Source organism: Phenylobacterium zucineum HLK1 (assembly GCF_000017265.1).
In the GTDB taxonomy this organism is placed as follows: Bacteria; Pseudomonadota; Alphaproteobacteria; order Caulobacterales; family Caulobacteraceae; genus Phenylobacterium; species Phenylobacterium zucineum.
This window is the reverse complement of record NC_011144.1, coordinates 3433405-3452572: the sequence shown is the minus strand read 5'-3', so window position 1 is coordinate 3452572 and position 19168 is coordinate 3433405. Positions and strand designations below refer to the sequence as shown.

The 19168-nt window shown below is 72.1% G+C and carries 17 protein-coding genes; 9 read left to right on the top strand and 8 right to left on the bottom strand.

What is annotated here, in order from left to right; genetic code table 11:
- Positions 1–3: 3 nt before the first annotated feature.
- On the bottom strand, positions 4–936 hold the full coding sequence (gene cpaB / locus PHZ_RS16775; RefSeq protein ID WP_012523574.1) for a Flp pilus assembly protein CpaB: 933 nt from the start codon (positions 934–936) through the stop codon (positions 4–6).
- Positions 937–1101: 165 nt separating this feature from the next.
- Here cpaB and PHZ_RS16770 point away from each other — a divergent pair, with 165 nt between their 5' ends.
- The gene (locus PHZ_RS16770) at positions 1102–2319 is read left to right on the top strand and encodes a CoA transferase (protein ID WP_012523573.1); all 1218 of its coding nucleotides are present in this window, start codon (positions 1102–1104) and stop codon (positions 2317–2319) included.
- On the opposite strand, the gene PHZ_RS16765 is transcribed toward PHZ_RS16770, so the two are convergent.
- Positions 2316–4205: an acetyl/propionyl/methylcrotonyl-CoA carboxylase subunit alpha gene (locus tag PHZ_RS16765; protein ID WP_012523572.1), complete on the bottom strand. Its 1890-nt coding sequence runs from the start codon at positions 4203–4205 to the stop codon at positions 2316–2318. The genes PHZ_RS16770 and PHZ_RS16765 overlap by 4 nt on opposite strands.
- 2 nt (positions 4206–4207) lie before the next feature.
- Complete coding sequence (locus tag PHZ_RS16760; protein ID WP_012523571.1) at positions 4208–5800, bottom strand: carboxyl transferase domain-containing protein; 1593 nt, start codon at positions 5798–5800, stop codon at positions 4208–4210.
- Between the two features lie 239 nt (positions 5801–6039).
- Here PHZ_RS16760 and PHZ_RS16755 point away from each other — a divergent pair, with 239 nt between their 5' ends.
- From PHZ_RS16755 to glcF, 5 genes are read left to right on the top strand one after another with little or no spacing between them, the layout of a single operon-like run.
- Positions 6040–7191: an acyl-CoA dehydrogenase family protein gene (locus PHZ_RS16755; protein ID WP_012523570.1), complete on the top strand. Its 1152-nt coding sequence runs from the start codon at positions 6040–6042 to the stop codon at positions 7189–7191.
- Complete coding sequence (locus PHZ_RS16750; protein ID WP_012523569.1) at positions 7191–7973, top strand: enoyl-CoA hydratase/isomerase family protein; 783 nt, start codon at positions 7191–7193, stop codon at positions 7971–7973. Before PHZ_RS16755 ends, PHZ_RS16750 begins: the two co-directional genes overlap by 1 nt.
- Before the next feature lie 40 nt (positions 7974–8013).
- Positions 8014–9501, top strand: a complete 1488-nt coding sequence (locus tag PHZ_RS16745) for an FAD-linked oxidase C-terminal domain-containing protein (RefSeq protein WP_041373646.1) — start codon at positions 8014–8016, stop codon at positions 9499–9501.
- Positions 9501–10670 (top strand): glycolate oxidase subunit GlcE, encoded by a 1170-nt coding sequence (glcE, locus tag PHZ_RS16740; protein WP_041373645.1) that lies wholly within the window; start codon positions 9501–9503, stop codon positions 10668–10670. Before PHZ_RS16745 ends, glcE begins: the two co-directional genes overlap by 1 nt.
- Positions 10667–11962: a glycolate oxidase subunit GlcF gene (gene glcF / locus PHZ_RS16735; RefSeq protein ID WP_012523566.1), complete on the top strand. Its 1296-nt coding sequence runs from the start codon at positions 10667–10669 to the stop codon at positions 11960–11962. Before glcE ends, glcF begins: the two co-directional genes overlap by 4 nt.
- 71 nt (positions 11963–12033) lie before the next feature.
- Here glcF and PHZ_RS16730 read toward each other — a convergent pair whose 3' ends face one another.
- The gene (locus PHZ_RS16730; RefSeq protein ID WP_012523565.1) at positions 12034–12723 is read right to left on the bottom strand and encodes an alternative oxidase; all 690 of its coding nucleotides are present in this window, start codon (positions 12721–12723) and stop codon (positions 12034–12036) included.
- Positions 12724–12873: 150 nt separating this feature from the next.
- Here PHZ_RS16730 and PHZ_RS16725 point away from each other — a divergent pair, with 150 nt between their 5' ends.
- Genes PHZ_RS16725 through PHZ_RS16715 form a run of 3 tightly spaced genes read left to right on the top strand, consistent with a single transcriptional unit; the run spans position 12874 to position 14901 of the window.
- Entirely contained in the window at positions 12874–13644 is a 771-nt protein-coding gene (locus tag PHZ_RS16725; protein WP_012523564.1) for an exodeoxyribonuclease III, read from the top strand.
- A 43-nt stretch (positions 13645–13687) separates the two neighbouring features.
- A complete protein-coding gene (locus PHZ_RS16720) occupies positions 13688–14488 on the top strand; it encodes a TIGR02587 family membrane protein (protein ID WP_201765260.1) in 801 nt (266 codons plus the stop codon).
- Complete coding sequence (locus PHZ_RS16715; protein ID WP_012523562.1) at positions 14488–14901, top strand: hypothetical protein; 414 nt, start codon at positions 14488–14490, stop codon at positions 14899–14901. Before PHZ_RS16720 ends, PHZ_RS16715 begins: the two co-directional genes overlap by 1 nt.
- Here PHZ_RS16715 and PHZ_RS16710 read toward each other — a convergent pair.
- The 4 genes from PHZ_RS16710 to PHZ_RS16695 form a co-directional block, all read right to left on the bottom strand.
- Positions 14898–15977, bottom strand: a complete 1080-nt coding sequence (locus tag PHZ_RS16710) for an NADH:flavin oxidoreductase (protein ID WP_012523561.1) — start codon at positions 15975–15977, stop codon at positions 14898–14900. The two genes, PHZ_RS16715 and PHZ_RS16710, sit on opposite strands and share 4 nt — an antisense overlap.
- Positions 15978–16095: 118 nt before the next feature.
- Positions 16096–16884 (bottom strand): CAP domain-containing protein, encoded by a 789-nt coding sequence (locus PHZ_RS16705; protein WP_012523560.1) that lies wholly within the window; start codon positions 16882–16884, stop codon positions 16096–16098.
- Positions 16881–17936, bottom strand: a complete 1056-nt coding sequence (locus PHZ_RS16700) for an SO2930 family diheme c-type cytochrome (RefSeq protein WP_012523559.1) — start codon at positions 17934–17936, stop codon at positions 16881–16883. The genes PHZ_RS16705 and PHZ_RS16700 overlap by 4 nt, the downstream gene beginning before the upstream one ends.
- Positions 17933–19141, bottom strand: coding sequence for a parallel beta-helix domain-containing protein (locus PHZ_RS16695; RefSeq protein ID WP_012523558.1), 1209 nt, complete (start codon positions 19139–19141; stop codon positions 17933–17935). Before PHZ_RS16695 ends, PHZ_RS16700 begins: the two co-directional genes overlap by 4 nt.
- Positions 19142–19168 lie beyond the last annotated feature (27 nt).

Sequence of the window (19168 nt, the reverse complement as noted above, 5' to 3'; positions counted from 1 at the left end):
GGCTCAGGTGGCGGACGGCGCGGCGTGCGCCACGACGGGCGGGACGGGCGGAACCGGCTGGACCGGCGCCTGGGCGCCGCGGCCGCCGCGGGGCGCGCGCTGGCGCTTCACGGACTCGCCCTCGATGATCAGGATGCCGGCCGGGGCGCGCGGGCCGCCGCTGCTGGCGGCGCGGACCGGGCCTCTGCCGCCGCCGCCGACCAGGAAGTCCCCGGTGCGCAGCGGTCCGGCGTCGGCGATCTCGGCCTCGCCCGAGCGGCGCAGGGCCAACGACAGGGTCCCCAGGGTGGCGGCGATCGCCAGCTTCTGGGACTCCTCCACCGAGACCTCGAGCGTGGCGGTCGAGGGCGTGGCCGGCTTCTCCGAGGTGGGGTCGGCGTTCAGATCGACGCCCAGGACGCGGGCGTTCTGGACGACGACATAGGAGATGAAGTTGCGGTCGGGGCCGCTCGGCGTCAGGTCGCGCAGCAGCACCACGTCCACCCGGTCGCCCGGCAGGGCGTGGCCGCCCACGCCGCTGGAGGCGTCCACCTTGAGCGTGTAGGCGCGCATGCCTTCCCCGACCTCGGCCGAGACCGTCGGCCGCGAGCCGGGCCCGGAGATCTTGGTCGGCAGCACGGGTTCGCGCGCGGCGAGCCGGGTGAGCGCCACTGGCGGGCCCCCCTTGTCGGCCGACAGGACCTGGTCGACCGTCTGGAACGCGCCCTGCGGAACGAGACCGGCCGGGGCGTTGACGATGGTCAGCATGCCGGGGACGAGCTTGTCGCCGTACTTGATCTCGCGCGCCGCGACCACGACGGGAACGCCGGGCGCTTCCTGGACGACCGCCGCGCCCTTGGCGGCTCCGGCGCCCGGCAGCACGGTCTTGGCGACCACCAGGGCTCCCAGGCCGAGCACGGCCGAGGCCGCGAGGCTGACGATGGTGACGACGCGCATCCGCTGAGGCTCTCTCAAGAATTCTTCTTTGAGATCGTGAGGTTAACGGCCGGGGACTTGCGATATCCCCAACAAACGCGGTGAACGGCTGGAAAGCATGTTGAACGGCCGCGCTTGGCGGACGCAGGGTCAGGGCGGCAGGGTGCGCGCCGACGAGGAGACCAGATGTACGACCTGCTGAAGGGCCTGCGCGTGGTGGAGGGCGCCGCGTTCGTGGCCGCGCCCACCTGCGGCCTCTACCTCGCCCAGATGGGCGCCGAGGTGATCCGCTTCGACAACATCGGCGGAGGGCCGGACTTCCGCCGCTGGCCGCTCGCGGACAACGGCGCCAGCCTCTACTGGGAGGGGCTGAACAAGGCCAAGAAGTCGGTGGCCATCGACCTGACCCGGCCCGAGGGGCGCGAGATCGCCCAGCGGCTGGCGGCCGCGCCGGGCGAGGACGGCGGGCTGTTCGTCACCAACTTCCCGGTCGATGGCTTCCTCTCCTACGAGACGCTGAGGAAGCTGCGCCAGGACCTGATCTGCGTGCGGGTGATGGGCTGGGCCGACGGCTCCCAGGGCATGGACTACACCATCAACTCGGCCATCGGCCTGCCGCAGATGACCGGCCCGGTGGACGACCCGCGGCCCGTGAACCATGTGCTCGCCGCCTGGGACCTCCTGACCGGCGCCTACTGCGCGTTCGCCCTCGTCTCGGCCCTGCTGGCCCGCCACCGCACGGGCGAGGGCCGCGAGATCCGCGCGCCGCTGTCGGACATCGCCGCGGCCACCATGGCCAACCTGGGGTTCACCGCCGAGACCCTCTTGGCCGGCCATCAGCGGCCGCGCATGGGCAACGACGTCTACGGCGCCTTCGGCCGCGACTTCCTCACCCGGGACGGCCAGACCCTGATGCTGCTCGCCATCACCCCCAAGCAGTGGTCGAAGGCCCTCGAGGTGTTGGGGCTGAAGGAGGCGGTCGCGGCGCTGGAGGCCGAGCTCGGCGTCTCGTTCGCCGCCGACGAGGGGCTGCGCTTCGCGCACCGGGCGCGGCTCTATCCGCTGTTCGAGCGGGCCTTCGCCGCGCGGGACCTTGCCGAGCTGGCGCCCGCCTTCGACGCCGGCGGCGTCACCTGGGGCAGCTACCAGCCGCTGGAGGCGGCCCTGGAGGACCCGCGACTGTTCAAGGGCAATCCGCTGTTCGAGGCGGTGCGCCATCCCAGCGGCCTGACCTATCCCGCGCCGGGCGCGGCGGCGACGATCCCGCAGGACGCGCGCGGCCCCGTGCGGCCGGCCCCGCGGCTGGGCGAGCACACCGACGAGGTGCTGGCCGACGTGCTGGGCCTGGGCTCGGGCGAGATCGGCCGGCTGCACGACGCCGGCGTCGTCGCGGGGCCCGCCTAGGTCTCCGCTTCCGACAGCCGGACCAGCAGGGTCCCCTCGCTGACTTGGGCGCCCAGGCTGACCGCCACCTCCTCGACCTTGCCGTCGAAGGCGGCCTGGAGCGCGTGCTCCATCTTCATGGCTTCGAGGACGACCAGCGGCTGACCCTTGGAGACGGGGTCGCCCGGCTTCACCGAGAGCTGGGTGACCTTGCCCGGCATCGGCGCGCGGATCTGGCCGTCGCCGGCGCTTTCCAGGTCGGCGGCCGGCGGATGGTCCTTGAAGACGAAAGCCTCGCCGGCCTCGAACACCACGATGTCCCCGTCGTCGGTGAGCAGCACCGAGCGGTCCGGGGCGTCGGGCAGGCTCTCGCAGATCATCGCCTTGCCGTTCGCGAACAGCCGCACGCCGGTATAGGGCTCGGCGTTCAGGCGGAAGCCGAACAGGCCCTTCCACGGATCGTCGGCCGCGCCTTCCTCGAGGTTCAGGGTGGCCGCGTCGGCGGCGGCCGAGCAGGCGGCGGGCGACGGCTCTGCGGGGGCGACCAGCTGGTCCAGCCGCCGCTCGATGAAGCCGGTGTCCACCTCGCCGGCGATGAAGTCCGGCTCCTCCAGGCAGCGGGTCAGGAAGGCGGCGTTGGTCTTGACCGGCCAGACCTCGACGCGGTCGCAGGCCTCGCAGAGGTCGGCGATCGCCTGCTCGCGCGTCTCGGCGTGGGCGATCAGCTTGGCGACCATCGGATCGTAGAACGGCGTCACCTCGCCGCCCGCCTCGACCCCGGCGTCCACCCGCAGGTGCTCGGGCAGGCGGAAGTGGTCCAGGCGTCCGATCGACGGCAGGAAGCCCGAGGAGGGGTTCTCGGCGTAGAGCCGCGCCTCCACCGCATGGCCGGTCAGGGTGATCTGGTCCTGCGACAGGGGCAGGGGCTCGCCCTGGGCCACGCGAATTTGCCATTCCACGAGGTCGAGACCGGTGACCATCTCGGTGACCGGGTGCTCCACCTGCAGGCGGGTGTTCATCTCCATGAACCAGATGCGGTCCGGCTTAAGGCCCTCGCTGGCGTCGGCGATGAACTCGACCGTGCCTGCGCCGACATAGCCCACCGCCTGGGCGGCGCGGACGGCGGCGGAGGTGACCGCAGCTCGGGCCTCGTCCGACATGCCGGGGGCCGGCGCCTCCTCGATCACCTTCTGGTGTCGGCGCTGCAGCGAGCAGTCGCGCTCGTAGAGGTGGACGACGTTCCCCTTCGTGTCCCCGAACACCTGCACCTCGATGTGCCGCGGGCGGGTCACGTAGGTCTCGAGCAGCACCCGGTCGTCGCCGAAGGCCGCGGCGGCCTCGCGCTTGGCGGCCCCCAGGGCGGCCAGGAAGTCCTCGGGCTTCTCGACCTTGCGCATCCCCTTGCCGCCGCCGCCGGCCACGGCCTTGATCAGCACCGGATAGCCGATGCGGTCGGCCTCGCGCTGCAGCACGGCCTCGGACTGGTCCTCGCCCAGGTAGCCGGGCGTCACCGGCACGCCGGCCTTCTGCATCAGGTCCTTGGCGGCGTCCTTCAGGCCCATGGCGCGGATCGCCGCGGGCGGCGGGCCGATCCAGGTCAGGCCCGCCTTGGCGACGGCCTCGGCGAACTCGGCGTTCTCGGACAGGAAGCCGTAGCCGGGATGGATGGCGTCGGCGCCGGCCTCCTTCGCCGCGGCGATGATCTTCGCCGGAACGAGGTAGCTCTCGCGCGCGGCGGCCGGGCCGATGTGGACCGCCACGTCGGCGTCCAGGACGTGCGGCGCCTCGGCGTCGGCGTCCGAGAACACCGCGACCGCGCCAAGCCCCATGCGGCGGGCGGTGGCGAAGACGCGGCGGGCGATCTCGCCGCGGTTGGCGACGAGGATGGAGGTGATCTTCTTCGCCATGGTCACATCCGGAAGACGCCGAAGCGGGTCTCGGGGATCGGGGCGTTCAGCGCCGCCGAGATGGAAAGGCCCAGCACGTCGCGGGTCTGGGCCGGGTCGATGACGCCGTCGTCCCAGAGGCGGGCGGTGGCGTAGTAGGGATTGCCCTCGTCCTCGTACTTCTGGCGGATCGGCGCCTTGAACGCCTCCTCCTCGTCGGGCGTCCACGTGCCGGCGTCTCGGTGGACGGTGGCCAGGACGCTGGCCGCCTGTTCGCCGCCCATGACGCTGATGCGGCTGTTCGGCCAGGTCCACAGGAAGCGCGGGGAATAGGCCCGGCCGCACATGCCGTAGTTGCCGGCCCCGAACGAGCCGCCGATCAGGACGGTGAACTTGGGGACCTCCACCGAAGCCACGGCGGTGACCAGCTTGGCGCCGTCCTTGGCGATGCCGCCGGCCTCGTAGCGGCCGCCGACCATGAAGCCCGAGATGTTCTGCAGGAAGACCAGGGGGATCTTCCGCTTGGCCGCCAGCTCGATGAAGTGGGCGCCCTTCAGCGCGCTCTCCGAGAACAGCACGCCGTTGTTGGCCAGGATCGCCACCGGGAAGCCCCAGATGCGGGCGAAGCCGCACACCAGGGTCGTGCCGTACAGCGCCTTGAACTCGTCGAACTTCGAGCCGTCGACGATGCGGGCGATCACCTCGCGCACCTCGTAGGGCGCGCGCACGTCGGTGGGGACGATGCCGTACAGCTCCTCCGGGTCGTAGGCCGGCGGCTCCGGCGCCTCCAGGGTGATGTCCACCCGCTTGGTGGTGTTCAGGTTGGCGACGATGTTGCGGACGATGGAGAGCGCGTGCTCGTCGTCGTGGGCGACGTGGTCGACCACGCCCGACCGGCGGCCGTGGGTGTCGGCGCCGCCGAGCTCCTCGGCGGTGATGACCTCGCCCGTGGCGGCCTTCACCAGCGGCGGGCCGCCCAGGAAGATGGTGCCCTGGTTCCGGACAATCACCGTCTCGTCGCTCATGGCGGGGACGTAGGCGCCGCCGGCGGTGCACGAGCCCATGACGCAGGCGATCTGGGCGATGCCCTCGGCGCTCATCCGGGCCTGGTTGTAGAAGATGCGCCCGAAGTGCTCGCGGTCGGGAAACACCTCGGCCTGGTGCGGCAGGTTCGCCCCGCCGCTATCCACCAGATAGACGCACGGCAGGCGGTTCTGGATCGCGATCTCCTGCGCCCGCAGGTGCTTCTTCACCGTAATCGGGAAGTAGGCGCCGCCCTTCACCGTGGCGTCGTTGGCCACGATCATCACCTCGCGGCCCGACACCCGGCCGATGCCGGTGATGACGCCGGCCGCCGGCGCCTCGTCGCCGTACATCCCGAAGGCCGCCAGGCCCCCGACCTCAAGGAACGGAGAGCCGGGATCGAGCAGCCGCATGACCCGCTCGCGCGGCAGGAGCTTGCCGCGGCTCGTATGGCGCTTGCGCGACGGCTCGGGCCCGCCCAGCGCCGCTTCGCCCGATCGCTGGCGGAGCTGTTCGACCAGGGCGCGGTTGACCTGCGCGTTGGCGGCGAAGCCGTCGGAGGCGGGGTCGATCGCGGTAGAGAGCTTCCTCATGCGGAGCGGTCTTCCCTCCCTTTGGTTGGCCCTGTTGGCTGGCCTTTGGCTGGACGGTGTTTTCGAGCAGAAGCACAAGTTATGCAACCACTGCTTGGCTTGCGGCAAAGCATGCCGAGAATTCCGGAATGGGCGAGCAAGAACGCCCGAACGGTGCTTCCAGGTTGGAATTTTCTGACTTTCGACGCTGCCCTTGCGGCGCCCTTGGGCCCCGTTCGCCGTCGTGGCAGAGAGGGCCCGTGAGCGAGACCTTTCCCGAAATCCGCGAGGCCGTGCGCAGGCTCTGCGCCCGCTTCCCCGGCGCATACTGGCGCGACCTGGACCGTGAGCGCGCCTATCCCACCGAGTTCGTCCAGGCGCTGACCGAGGCGGGCTTCCTGTCGGTGCTGATCCCCGAGGAGTACGGAGGCTCGGGCCTCGGCCTGAAGGCCGCGGTGGCGATCCTCGAGGAGGTGCACCGTTCGGGCTGCAACGGCGCGGCCTGTCACGCCCAGATGTACACCATGGGCACGGTGCTGCGGCACGGCACGCCGGCCCAGAAGGAAGCCTACCTGCCGAAGATCGCCACCGGCGAGCTGCGCCTGCAGGCCTTCGGCGTCACCGAGCCCGACGCCGGCACCGACACCACCCGCATCTCCACCTTCGCGAAGAAGGTCGGCGACAAGTACGTGGTGAGCGGCCGGAAGATCTGGATCTCCAGAGCCGAGCACTCCGACCTGATGGTCCTGTTGTGCCGCACCACCCCGAGGGACCAGGCCAAGAAGCCGTCCGACGGCATGAGCGTCCTCTTGGTCGACATGCGCCAGGCGGTGGGCAACGGCCTGACGATCCGGCCGGTGCGCACCATGCTGAACCACGCCACGACCGAACTCTTCTTCGAGGACCTGGAGGTCCCGGCCGAGAACCTGATCGGCGAGGAGGGCAAGGGCTTCAGGTACATCCTCGACGGGATGAACGCCGAGCGCATCCTGATCGCGGCCGAGTGCCTCGGCGATGCGCGCTTCTTCATCGACCGCGCCAGCCAGTACGCCAAGGACCGCGTCGTGTTCGGCCGGCCGATCGGCGAGAACCAGGGCGTGCAGTTCCCGCTCGCCCGCGCCCATGTCCAGATGACCGGCGCGAGCCTGATGGTGGACCGCGCCGCCGAGCTGTTCGAGGCCGGCGAGCCGTGCGGCACCGAGGCCAACATGGCCAAGCTGGTCGCGTCGGAGGCTTCGTGGTTCGCCGCCGACATGTGCCTGCAGACCCACGGCGGCTTCGGCTTCGCCGAGGAGTACGACATCGAGCGCAAGTTCCGCGAGACGCGCCTCTACCAGGTGGCGCCGATCTCCACGAACCTGATCCTGTCCCACGTGGCCACCCACGTGCTGGGCCAGCCGAAGAGCTTCTGATGACCTACGAGACCATCAAGCTGGAGGAGGCGGCGTCGGGCGTGGCGGTGATCGCGTTCGATCGCCCCGAGGTCGCCAATGCGCTGTCCACCCAGATGGGCCGCGAGCTGCTGGACGCCTGGAGCCGCCTGGCCGGCGAGGCGGGCCTGCGCTGCGTGATCCTGCGGGGCGAGGGCAGGCACTTCCAGGCCGGGGCGGACCTGAAGGAACGCAACGGCATGACCGATGAGGCCTGGGCCGAGCAGCATCGGCTGTTCGAGGCGATGATCCGCGCCCAGCTCGCCTGTCCGGTCCCGGTGATCGCGGCGGTCCACGGCGCGGCCATGGGCGGCGGCTGCGAGATGACGCTCGCCTGCGACTTCGCCTACGCCGCGCAGGGCGCGCGCTTCGGCCTGCCCGAGGCGGGACTGGGCATCCTGCCCGGCCTGGGCGGCACCCAGCTCCTGACCCGGGCGGTGGGGCCCCGGCGGGCGATCGAGATCATCGCCACCGCCCGGCCGTTCAGCGCCGAGCAGGCGCTCGCCTGGGGGCTCGTCAGCGACGTCGTCCCGGCGGAGGAGCTGCTGCCGCGGGTGCTGGAGGTGGCTGGAACGATCGCGTCCAAGGCGCCGCTGTCGGTGCGCGGCGCCAAGCGGGTGGTGCACGGCGGCCAAGACCTGGACCTGGCCCGCGCCATGGACCTAGAGCTCGAGGTCTACAACCACCTCTTCACCACCCACGACCGCCGCGAGGGCGTGGCCGCCTTCAACGAGAAGCGGGCCGCGAACTTCGAGGGTCGCTAGGTCTGGAGCCCGGCCCCGAACGCGGCGATAAGGACGTCCCATGAGGATGCCCGCGCCGGACGCCGCGCTGATCGCCCGCAAGGCCGAGATCGTCCGTGCGCTGCGCCGGATCGTGCCGGGCGAGGGCGTGGTCAGCGAGCCCGAGGCCCTGGTTCCCTTCGAGTCCGACGGACTCTCGGCCTATCGGCAGACGCCGCTCGCGGTGGTGCTGCCCGAGACCACGCAGCAGGTCTCGGAGATCCTGAAGTGGTGCTCGGCCGAAGGCGTGAAGGTGGTGCCCCGCGGCGCCGGCACCTCGCTGTCGGGCGGGGCCCTGCCGCTGGCCGACGGGGTCGTGCTGGGCATGGCCAAGTTCAACCGCATCCTGGAGGTGGACTACGCGAACCGCTGCGCGGTCGTGCAGCCGGGCGTCACCAACCTGGGCGTCACCCACGCGGTGGAGGCCGACGGATTCTACTACGCCCCCGATCCCTCAAGCCAGATCGCCTGCACCATCGGGGGCAACGTGGCCGAGAACTCGGGCGGGGTGCACTGCCTGAAGTACGGCCTGACCACCAACAACCTGCTCGGCTGCGAGCTGGTGCTGATGAACGGCGAGGTTGTGCGGCTGGGCGGAAAGGGCTTCGATGCAGCCGGCTACGACCTGCTGGGCGTCGTCACCGGGTCCGAGGGGCTGCTGGGCGTGGTCACCGAGGTCACCGTCCGCATCCTGCCCAAGCCCGAGACCGCCAAGGCCCTGCTGCTGGGCTTCCCGTTGGTGGAGGCCGCCGGCGCGACCGTGGGCGACATCATCGCCGCCGGCATCATCCCGGCCGGGCTGGAGATGATGGACAACCCGGCGATCCGGGCGGCGGAGGCTTTCGTGGGCGCCGGCTACCCGGTCGACGCCGCGGCCCTGCTGATCGTCGAGCTGGACGGCCCCGAGGCCGAGTGCGCCGAACTGACGGGCCACGTCCGCGCGCTGGCCTCGGCCCGCGGCGCCGACTTCGTCCGGGTCTCGCACTCGGAGGCCGAGCGCCTGGCGTTCTGGGCGGGGCGCAAGGCGGCGTTCCCAGCCGTCGGCCGGATCGCGCCCGACTACTACTGCATGGACGGCACCATCCCGCGCGGGAAGCTGCCGCAGGTGCTCTCGGCCATGAGCGAGATGGCGCGCAGCTACGGCCTGGGCGTGGCCAACGTCTTCCACGCCGGGGACGGCAACCTGCACCCGCTGATCCTCTACGACGCCGACAAGCCGGGCGAACTGGAGAAGGCCGAGGCGTTCGGGGCCGAGATCCTGAAGCTGTGCGTGGCGGTCGGCGGCGTCCTGACCGGCGAGCACGGCGTGGGGGTGGAGAAGCGCGACCTAATGGGGACGATGTTCGATCCCACCGATCTGGCCTGCCAGCAGCGGGTGAAGTGCGCCTTCGACCCGGCGCTGCTGCTCAACCCCGGCAAGGTGTTCCCCACCCTGCACCGCTGCGCCGAGCTCGGCCGCATGCACGTCCACCGCGGGAAGCTCGCCTTCCCCGACCTGCCGAGGTTCTGATGGCGGCCGCCGCGATCCAGGCCCGCCCGCCGCAGAGCGCCGAGGACGTCCAGCAAGTCGTCTCCGAGGCCGCCGCCCACGGCCGCCGGATCGAGGTGGTCGGCGGCGGCACGAAGCGCGCCGTCGGCGGCGCGCCGGCCGACCTGACGCTGTCGCTGGCGGGGCTGGACAAGGTGGTCGACTACCAGCCGGACGAACTCGTGCTGACCGCCCAAGCGGGCGCCCGGCTGGCCGACATCGAGCGGCTGCTCGCCGGCCACGGCCAGATGCTGGCTTTCGAGCCGCCGCGCTGGACGGGCCTGCTGGGCGCGTCCGGAGAGCCGACGCTGGGCGGGTCGCTGGCGGCGAACCTGTCGGGCCCGCGCCGCATCCGCGCCGGCGCCGCCCGCGACCACTTCCTCGGCTTCCAGGCGGTGTCCGGGCGCGGCGAGATGTTCAAGGCCGGCGGCAAGGTCGTGAAGAACGTCACCGGCTACGATCTGATGAAGCTGATGGCCGGGTCCTGGGGCACGCTGGCGGTGCTGACCGAGGTCACGGTCAAGGTGCTGCCGGCGCCGCGCGACGAGACGACGGTGCTGCTGTTCGGCCTGTCCGACGCCCAGGCGGTCGCGGCCATGGCCCAGGCGATGAACGGCCCCTTCGAGGTCTCGGGCGCCGCCCACCTGCCGCCGCCCGCCGCCGCCCGCCCGCCGCTGGCCGCCGAGATGGCGGTCACCGCGCTGCGGCTGGAAGGGTTCGAGGCTTCGGTGGCCGCAAGGGCCGAGGCCCTGGCGGCGGCGCTCAAGCCGCACGGCCGTTTCGAGCGGCTGGATCCCGCCCATTCGCGGGAGTTCTGGGGCCAGGTCCGGGAGGTGGAGGCCTTCGTCCCCGATCCGCGGCCGCTCTGGCGGCTCTCGCTCCCGCCGGCCTCGGGCTGGAAGGCGGTCGAGGCCCTCCCGGGCGAGGCGCTCTACGATTGGGCGGGCGGGCTCGCCTGGCTGCTTACCGAGGCAGAGCCGGCCCAGGTGTGGGCCGCGGCGCGCGCGTTCGGCGGCCATGCGCTGAAGGTCCGGGGACCCGGGCCGGCGTTCGAGCCGCTCGCGGGGCCGCTGGCCGACCTCAGCGCGAGGGTGAAGGCCGCCTTCGACCCCCTGCATGTGCTCAACCCGGGTCGGATGGCGGCCGCATGAAGACGAACTTCAGCCCAGAGCGGCTGGCCGACCCAGAGGTCGCCGCCAGCCAGCAGGAGATCCGCCGGTGCGTGCACTGCGGCTTCTGCACCGCCACCTGCCCGACCTACGTCCTGCTCGGCGACGAGCGCGACAGCCCGCGCGGCCGCATCGAGCTGATCCGGGCCATGCTGGAGAGCGACGCGCCGCCCACGCGGGCGACCGTCACCCACATCGACCGCTGCCTCTCGTGCCTGTCCTGCGTCAGCACCTGCCCGTCGGGCGTGGACTACGGCCGGCTGATCGACCACGCCCGCGCCCACGTGGAGGACACCTACCGCCGGCCCTGGCCCGAACGCCTGCTCCGCGCGGCGATCCCCGCGGTGATGACCCGGCCGGGGCGGCTCTCCGCGGCCCTGGCGCTCGGCCGGCTGGCGAAGCCGCTGGAGCGGCTGTTGCCGGGGCCGCTGAAGGCGATGCGGCGGCTCACGCCCGCCGCGACCGGCCGCCGTGCGAAGGCCGGCGTGATCCCGGCGGCGGGGGAAAGCCGCGGCCGGGTGGCGCTGCTGCAGGGGTGCGTCGAGCCCGCCCTGGCCCCCCAGATTCGCGAGGCGGCGATCCGGCTCATCACCCGCGCCGGCTTCGACGTCGTGCTGGCCGAGGGCGAGGGATGCTGCGGGGCGTTGTCCGAACATCTCGGCCGGGCCGAGGAGGCGAGGGGCCTGGCGCGCGCCAACGTGCAGGCCTGGAGCCGGTCGGGCGAGCTCTCGGCCATCGTGACCACGGCGGCCGGCTGCGGGACCATGATCAAGGCCTACGGGGAGAAGCTGGGCGAGGCGGGCGCGGCCGTGGCGGGGCGGGCGCGGGACGTGCTGGAGTTCATCGCCGAGGTCGGCCTGCCGCCGGTGGTCAAGCCCCAGGGCCTCGCCGTCGCCTACCACGCGGCCTGTTCGCTGCAGCACGGCCAGCAGATCAAGCTGCAGCCCCCGGCGCTGCTGAGCCAGGCGGGCTTCGACGTGCGGCCGGTGGCGGAGGGCCATCTCTGCTGCGGCTCGGCGGGGGTCTACAACATCCTGCAGCCCGAGCTCGCGGGGCGCCTGCGCGACCGCAAGGCCGACAACATCGCCCGCACGGGCGCAGCCGTTCTCGCCGCCGGCAACGTCGGCTGCATGGCCCAGCTCGCCCCGGCGGTGGGGATGCCGGTCGTCCATCCGGTGGAGCTGCTGGACTGGGCGACGGGCGGTCCGCGGCCGCCGGCCCTGACGCCTGACGCGCCGCTGCGGCCGCGCGCGGCTGTAGTCGCCCACGGCTGAAACGGAAGACGGCGGGCGTCGCCGCCCGCCGTCCCTTCATCGAAGTCTCTGGCCAGGGTCTGGGCCTGGGATCAGGCCGCCTCCTTCCAGTGCGGCTGGAGCTGCTCGTGCGGCCAGACCGCCGGGACGATGGCCTGCGGCAGGCCGCCCAGCTCGTTGGCGAAGCCGTGGTTCACGTCGCGGTGGTGGGCCTCGTCCGCGCGGACCACCTCGACCACGTCCCGCAGGGTCGCATCCTCGGGCAGGTTCCAGTAGCGCTTCGCCAGCTCGGGCGCGGCCACGTTCTCCGACCGCCCCTCGTCGATCTCGGCGAGATAGTGAGTGTAGCTGATCACCGCCTCTTCCTCGAAGTAGCCCACCACCCGGTGAGCCGTCTTGGGGCTGATCAGGTAGAGGAAGAAGAAGAACAGGTAGAAGACCCACTGGGCCGCCACGACGACGAAGCGTTCGAAGAGGGTCGGCTTGGCCACCTCGATGAAGGTCATCAGGTGCATCCGCTCGTTCTCGGCCTCGTCCATCAGCGTCTTGATCCAGCCGCGGTCGTCCTCCATGCGGCGCAGGCACTTCAGGTGGTTGAGGGTCGCCCCGACCATGCCGGGCACGGCCGCGACGGTTTCCAGCACCACCGCACGGTGGCCGTAGCGCTTGGCGAAGAAGGTGTCGGCGCAGAAGCGCAGCGCCTTGACGAATCCGTAGGCCACGCGATCCGACAGCCCCCGGGGCTTGTGGTGGACGGTCAGGTCGGCGAGCGGGGCGATCATGAGAGAAGCTCCTCAGCGGGATGTCGTTCTTGCTGAGGGGGAGATAGGCCGCCGGGCCGCCGGGGGATATTCGGGGCGAACCCCTACGTAGTCCTCCGGAGAACGGAGCCGTGGGCGGAACGCAATCGCCGCGGTGCGCGATCAGGGCCTGTGCGGATCGCCACCTACAACATCAGCAACGTCGTAAAGCGCCTGCCGAACCTCCTCGAGTGGCTGGACGAACGCCGGCCCGACGTCGTCTGCCTGCAGGAGCTGAAGGCGGCCGACGCGCTGTTCCCGCAGGCCGAGCTGGAGGCCGCCGGCTATGGGGCGGTATGGCAGGGCGAGCGGACCTGGAACGGGGTGGCCATCCTCGCCCGCGGGGCCGAGCCGGTCGCCACCCGCTATGGCCTGCCGGGCGATCCCACGGACCGCCAGGCGCGCTACGTCGAGGCGGCGGTGAACGGGGTGCTGGTCGCCTCGATCTACCTGCCGAACGGCAATCCGCAGCCCGGGCCGAAGTTCGCCTACAAGCTGGCCTGGTTCGACCGCCTGATCGCCCACGCCGAGGGGCTCGTGGCCAGCGGCGCCCCCGTCGCGCTCGCGGGCGACTTCAACGTCGTGCCCACCGCCCTCGACATCTATCGGGTGAAGCCGCACACAACCGACGCCCTGCAGCAGCCGCAGACCCGGGCGGCCTGGCGCCGGTTGCTGGACCAGGGCTGGACCGACGCCGTGCGCGCCCTGCATCCGGACGCGCCGATGTTCAGCTTCTGGGACTATCTGCGGAACGCCTGGGACCGGGACGCGGGGATGCGGCTGGACGCGGTGCTGCTCAGCCCCTCGCTCGCCCCGCGCCTGCGGGCGGCCGGGGTCGACCGGGACGTGCGCGGAAGGCCGGGCGCCAGCGACCACGCGCCGGTCTGGATCGAGCTCGACTGAACAAGCTTCGCCGTCCGGCGTTTGAGGCTGGATGTCGGTCCGGATGGCCAATGAGGAAAGCTACGCGCGCGGCCTCGCCCGCGCCGCCGCCGGCGCGATCGTCTTCAGCCTGCCGTTGATGATGACGATGGAGATGTGGGCCTTCGGCTTCCACATGGACCGGCTGAAGTTGGCGCTCTTCCTGGCCGTCAATGCGCTCACCGTGTTCGGCCTGGCCCGGTTCGCCGGCTTCCGCGATCCCAGCGACTTCGCCGACGACCTGCTGGACGCCCTGGCCGCCCTGGCGGTGGGCTTCGTCGTCTCGGCCGTCATGCTCGCGCTCCTCGGCCTGCTCACCCTCGAGACCGGGCTGCGGGAAGCGGTGGGGATGGTCGCCATCCAGGCCGCGCCAGCCAGCTTCGGCGCGGTGCTCGCCAACAAGCAGCTCGGGACCCACGATCCGGGCGCGGAGAAGGAGGACCGGGCGGGCTATCTCGGCCAGCTGTTCCTGATGGCCGCCGGCGCGCTGTTCTTCGCGTTCAACGTGGCCCCCACCGAGGAGATGATCCTGATCGCCTTCAAGATGACCCCCTGGCACGCCCTGGCGCTGATCGCGGCCTCGATCGCCGGGCTCCACGCCCTGGTGTTCACCGTCGGCTTCGCCGGCCAGGAGGCGCACGAGCGGCCGACGCTGGCGTTCTTCCATTTCACCCTGGCGGGCTACGGGATCGCCCTCATCGTCAGCCTCTACATCCTCTGGACGTTCGGCCGGCTGGACGGGCCGATCAGCGACGCCGTGCGGGCGGTGGCGGTCCTGGGCTTTCCCGCCGCCCTCGGCGCCGCGGCCGCGCGGCTGGTGGTCTGATGGCGACCCGCAAGCCTCCCTCGCGGAAGAGCCTGCTCGAGCGCACGCCGGTGGCGGAATGGACGGCCGCCGCGATCGGCCTGGTCCTGACCCTGGGCGTGATCGGCTATTCGCTGTGGGAGGGCCTGGCCGCGCGGCCGGGAGCGCCAGAGCTGTCGGTCATGTCCGAGCCCGCCGAGCGGACGGGGGGCGGCTACGTCGTCCCCCTGACGATCCGCAACGAGGCCCCCGCCACCGCCGCGGCGGTCGAGGTCCGGGGCGTGCTGAGCCAGGGCGGGGCCGTCGTCGAGGAGCGCCGCGCCACCTTCGCCTATGTCCCAGGACGCGGCCAGGCGAAGGGGGGGCTGCTCTTCGAGCGCGACCCCTCGGACTACGAACTGCGGATCGTCGCCGAAGGCTACGAGGCGCCCTAGGCCGGCTCGACCATGCGGAAGGTGTCGCGCAGGTAGTCGACGAACTTCGGGCTGACGCCCTCGCCCTGCAGGTAGTCGGCGCTGACCGGAACCGGGACCTGCCGGAACGCCGGATCGCGGGCGCGCTCGGGGAAGTCGTGGTGCAGGATGGCGGCCCGGCCGATCAGGACGTAGTCGGCGCCCTTGTCCAGCATCTCGGCCGCGATGGCGGCGGTGGTGATCTTGCCGGCCACGCCCAGCCGCACGTCCCCGCGGTCGAGCTCGGTGAAATAGGACATCAGGGACCAGCCCTTGAATTCCTCTTCGACCGGCTCCTTGAAGACGTCCCACAGGGACATGTCGAGGTAGTCGATGCGGCCGTCGCGCAGGATCGCCTGGGCGACCTCGACGATCTCGGCCAGCTTCAGGCCGAACCGCTCGGGCGACAGGCGCAGGCCGAGCTGGAAGTCGGGCCCGGTGCGCCGACGGATCCCGTCGATGATTTCGAAGAAGATGCGCGAGCGGTTCTCGAGGCTGCCGCCGTAGCGGTCGTCGCGGCGGTTGATCTCGGGCGAGAGGAACTGGGCCAGGATGTAGCCGTGGGCGCCGTGCATCTCGACGCCGTCGAAGCCGGCCGTCTCGGCGCGGACGGCGGCGGCCACGAAGTCCTCGACGAGCTGTTCGACCTCGCCGGTGGAGAGCCCGCGCGCGCCGGTCTCTGGATCGTCCGAGGCGCTGACCGGCTGGCCCACCAGCTCCTTGGGCGAGCGGTTGCCGGCGTGGTGCAGCTGGACCGACGAAAGGCTGCCCGCCTCGCGGATCGCCGAGGCCAGGCGCGTCAGGCCTTCCAGGTGGTCGTCCGAGAAGACGCCGAGCTGGCCGGGGAAGCCCTGGCCCTGCGCCTGCACGTGGGCCGCGCAGGTCATGGTCAGGCCGAAGCCGCCCTTGGCGCGCATGGTCAGCCAGTGGAACTCCTCGTCCGACAGCCGCCCGTCGGGATGGCTCTGCTGGTTGGTCAGCGGCGCCAGCATGAGGCGGTTCTTCATGGGCTTGCCGTGCTGGAAGGACATCGGATCGAAGAGGGTCGGGTTGGCCAAGGCTCGGGTCTCCGGTGGCTCGCGTGTCGGCGTCAGAGCTATGGGCCCGGCCGGGGGCAGGCAAGCCCAGGGATTCTGCGCAGCCCCTCAGGCCCCCTCGCCGCGCCTTGGGCCGGGTTCAGGCGGGCGTGACGAAGATGGGGCCGCCGATCCGCTCGTAGGCGCGTCCCTCCAGGGGGCGGCGGGCGGACAGCTGCATCACCCGGGGCGCGCCGTCGGCGCGCGACCAGGCGCCGCCCTGGGGCGTGCTGGCTTCGACGGCCTCTGGCACGGCCTGCAGCGCGGCGGCGAACTCCCGCGCGCTCGGGCGGAAGGGGAACGGCTGCGGCAGGGTGAGCACCGGCCGCGCATAGAGCCCGGCCAGGTAGTCGCTGTCGCCGATGCGGACGAGGCCGAAGCCGGCGTGGGTGTGGCCGGGCTTCAGCAGGTTGCGCCAGTGGGGCGGGCTTCCCCGCCAGTTGCGCATCAGGCCGGCGGGGTCGGCGCGGCCGCTCCCGCGGTGAAGGGCGAGGTTCTCGGACGGCGAGCCGATGGTCCGCCGGGCGAGCAGCCAGAACCGGTGGCTGGGATCGAAGGCTTCGGGCGAGAGGTGCTCGAAATAGTTCCGGTGGGCGAGGTCGGCCGCGTGCGCCCGCGCCGTCTCGGCCAGCTCCTCGTCCCACCGGAGCGGCGGCGCGCCGGACGCCGCGCGGGCCGCGTTGGTCAGGTCCAGGATCTCGCGCTCGGCCGGGCCGTCGAAACGTCCGCCGCCGGCGTCGGCCAGGCGGGCGCGCAGGCGCGATTCGTAGGCGATCCAGGGCGAGGCGTCGGCGATGCCCGGCGCGGCCCGCGCGCCCTGCGCCACGCCGGCGGCGGCCAGGCCCCCCGCCAGGACCAGCCGCCGGGTCGGCGCGGCGGGTCGGCTCACGGCGCCTTCAGGCTGCGGACGTATTCGCGCACCAGGGCCAGCCCCTCCTCGTGGACCACCGATCGGCCGAGCTCGGGCATCATCACGCCGGGCTCGTTCGAGGCCATCCGGTGGACGAGGATTGAGGCCTCGGGATGGCCGGGGGCGATGGCGAACTCCAGCCCGCCCGAGCCGCGCCCGGCGGCCACCGGCCGCTTGCCGACCCCGATGGCGACGGGGTTCGTCTCCTCCCACTGCAGGAAGAGGCCGCTGTTCGAGGCGATGGCCCGCGGATGGTGGCAGTGGGCGCAGTTGGCGTCGAGATAGGCCCGCGCCCGCGCCTCCAGCGGCTCGGCCGGGTCGTCCCAGCGGGCGGTCCGCGGCGCGGCCGCCGGCTGCGGCGCCCCGGCCAGCAGCCCCAGGCGGGTCCAGTGGGCGAGCTGGTTCTCGCGCCCCGAGGCGTAGGCGAACTCGCCGTTCAGGTTGCGCGCCTTGGGGCCCAGCGGCTGCACCGCCTTGTCGAGCTGGTGGCACTCCTTGCACTGGTTCTGGTTGGGGACCGCGTAGTCCACCGTCCGCGGCCGGCCGGCGGCGTCGACGAACGCGACGTCGATCCGCGCGCCGGCGCGCTTCAGCACCGCCTCGGTCTGGTCGGCGTTCCAGGCGTAGGCCAGGGCGACCCAGCCCTCGGCCTTGCGGATCAGGAGCCGGGTCTCCAGCGAGCGGACGCCCCGGTCCGGCGCGCGGAAGTCGGCCGGATAGGCGAAGGTCTTCACCAGGGTGGTCCCCACCGGGAACTCGAACGCGCCCTGCGCGCGGTATTCGGCCTTGGCCCCCGGCGGCAGGTACACGAAGCGGAACTTCTCGGCGTAGTCGCTGAATAGCGGCGTGTTCAGGTCGTAGGGCGTCAGGCCGGGACCCGCGGCGCGGCCGCCGTCGCGCAGCGGCAGGCGGTAGTCCGAGAGCTTCGGCGCCGGCGCCTCGGCGAGCAGCAGGTCCAGGGCCGGCTCGGCCGGCTTCGGGGCCGCGCCCAGCGCCGCCAGCGCGGCGAGGCCGGCGAGCAGCCGCCTCATGCGCCGAGGTCGATCTGGCGCTGCGGCAGGACGACGGGCTCGGGCTCGGGCAGGGCCGCATCGCCCCAGGTCGGCGCAACCTTGGGCTTGGCCTTGTCGAGCTGGCCGGGGCCGGGCAGCTGCAGGTTCATCACCGGGCCGTCCACCAGCCGGATGCGCGCCGGCTCGCCGCCGTTAAAGGTCGCCACGCCGTCCCAGAGCACCGGCGGAACGGCGCCGCCGCCGATCAGGGCCAGCATCTTGCCGCCGTCGAACTGCGGGTCCCAGCCGTTCCGGCCCAGCCGGTTGTCGCGCACGACGATGTCGCGGGGCAGCGGGTTGTAGCTCTTGTCGTCGAACGCCTCGGTGTAGCTGACCAGCATCACGGCCGAGGACTGGTTGCCGTCGATCTCGTTCTCGAAGACGTGGACGTTGCGGTTGGCCATCACCATCACGCCGGTGCCCGTCGGCACGTTGGCGACGATGTTGCCTTTGGGCGCGAAGTTCGGCGTGTCGTTCTGCACGACCTTGTTGCGGAACACGCGGGTGGAGTGCCCGCCCATCTGCGGCAGGTTCGGCAGGTCGAACACCAGGATGCCGCCGGCGTTGCGGGTGGCGACGTTGTCGAAGACGTCGGCGTTGTACGAATTCTCGATCTCGATGCCGGCGACGTTGAACTCGGCGACGCTGCGCTTGACCACGATGTTCTTCGACTGGCCCACGTAGATGCCGGCGTCGGACGCGCCCCGCACCACCACCTTGTCGACCAGCACGTTCGTGGAGCTGACCGGATAGACGCCGTAGGCGCCGTTCTTCTCGTTCGGCCCTCCGGTCCATTCGACCCGCAGGTTCAGGAAGCTGATCTCGTCGGACCCCTTGGCCTTCACCCCGTCGCCGCGGGTGTCCTCCACCGCGAGGTCGCGCACGGTGACCCGGTCCGAGGTGATCAGCAGGCCCTCGCCCGCGCCCTTCTGGCCCTTGAACGAGAGCACCGTGGCGTCGGGGCCCGCCCCCTTCACCGTCACGTCGTCCACGTCGAGCGATAGCCCGTCGGTCAGCTCGTAGCGGCCGGCGGCGAGCTGCACCACGTCGCCGGGCCTGGCGTCGAGCAGGGCGATCTGCAGCCGCTCCTGGGCGTCGGGGCCGGGCTCCACGGCGATGGTCTTGGCGTGGGCCGCGCCGGCCAGAAGCGCGGCGGCGGCGGTCGCGGCGGCGAACCTCAGCATGTCGTTCCATCCCTCATCGTTCGGCGA

Excerpts from the sequence above, each read along its gene's own strand:
- PHZ_RS16750 (WP_012523569.1), top strand. The coding sequence starts at position 7,191 with ATGACCTACGAGACCATCAAGCTGGAGGAGGCGGCGTCGGGCGTGGCG.
- PHZ_RS16745 (WP_041373646.1), top strand. The coding sequence starts at position 8,014 with ATGAGGATGCCCGCGCCGGACGCCGCGCTGATCGCCCGCAAGGCCGAG.
- glcF (WP_012523566.1), top strand. The coding sequence starts at position 10,667 with ATGAAGACGAACTTCAGCCCAGAGCGGCTGGCCGACCCAGAGGTCGCC.
- PHZ_RS16695 (WP_012523558.1), bottom strand. The coding sequence starts at position 19,141 with ATGCTGAGGTTCGCCGCCGCGACCGCCGCCGCCGCGCTTCTGGCCGGC.
- PHZ_RS16765 (WP_012523572.1), bottom strand. The coding sequence starts at position 4,205 with ATGGCGAAGAAGATCACCTCCATCCTCGTCGCCAACCGCGGCGAGATC.
- glcE (WP_041373645.1), top strand. The coding sequence starts at position 9,501 with ATGGCGGCCGCCGCGATCCAGGCCCGCCCGCCGCAGAGCGCCGAGGAC.
- PHZ_RS16720 (WP_201765260.1), top strand. The coding sequence starts at position 13,688 with ATGGCCAATGAGGAAAGCTACGCGCGCGGCCTCGCCCGCGCCGCCGCC.
- PHZ_RS16760 (WP_012523571.1), bottom strand. The coding sequence starts at position 5,800 with ATGAGGAAGCTCTCTACCGCGATCGACCCCGCCTCCGACGGCTTCGCC.
- PHZ_RS16770 (WP_012523573.1), top strand. The coding sequence starts at position 1,102 with ATGTACGACCTGCTGAAGGGCCTGCGCGTGGTGGAGGGCGCCGCGTTC.
- PHZ_RS16715 (WP_012523562.1), top strand. The coding sequence starts at position 14,488 with ATGGCGACCCGCAAGCCTCCCTCGCGGAAGAGCCTGCTCGAGCGCACG.
- PHZ_RS16730 (WP_012523565.1), bottom strand. The coding sequence starts at position 12,723 with ATGATCGCCCCGCTCGCCGACCTGACCGTCCACCACAAGCCCCGGGGG.
- cpaB (WP_012523574.1), bottom strand. The coding sequence starts at position 936 with ATGCGCGTCGTCACCATCGTCAGCCTCGCGGCCTCGGCCGTGCTCGGC.
- PHZ_RS16700 (WP_012523559.1), bottom strand. The coding sequence starts at position 17,936 with ATGAGGCGGCTGCTCGCCGGCCTCGCCGCGCTGGCGGCGCTGGGCGCG.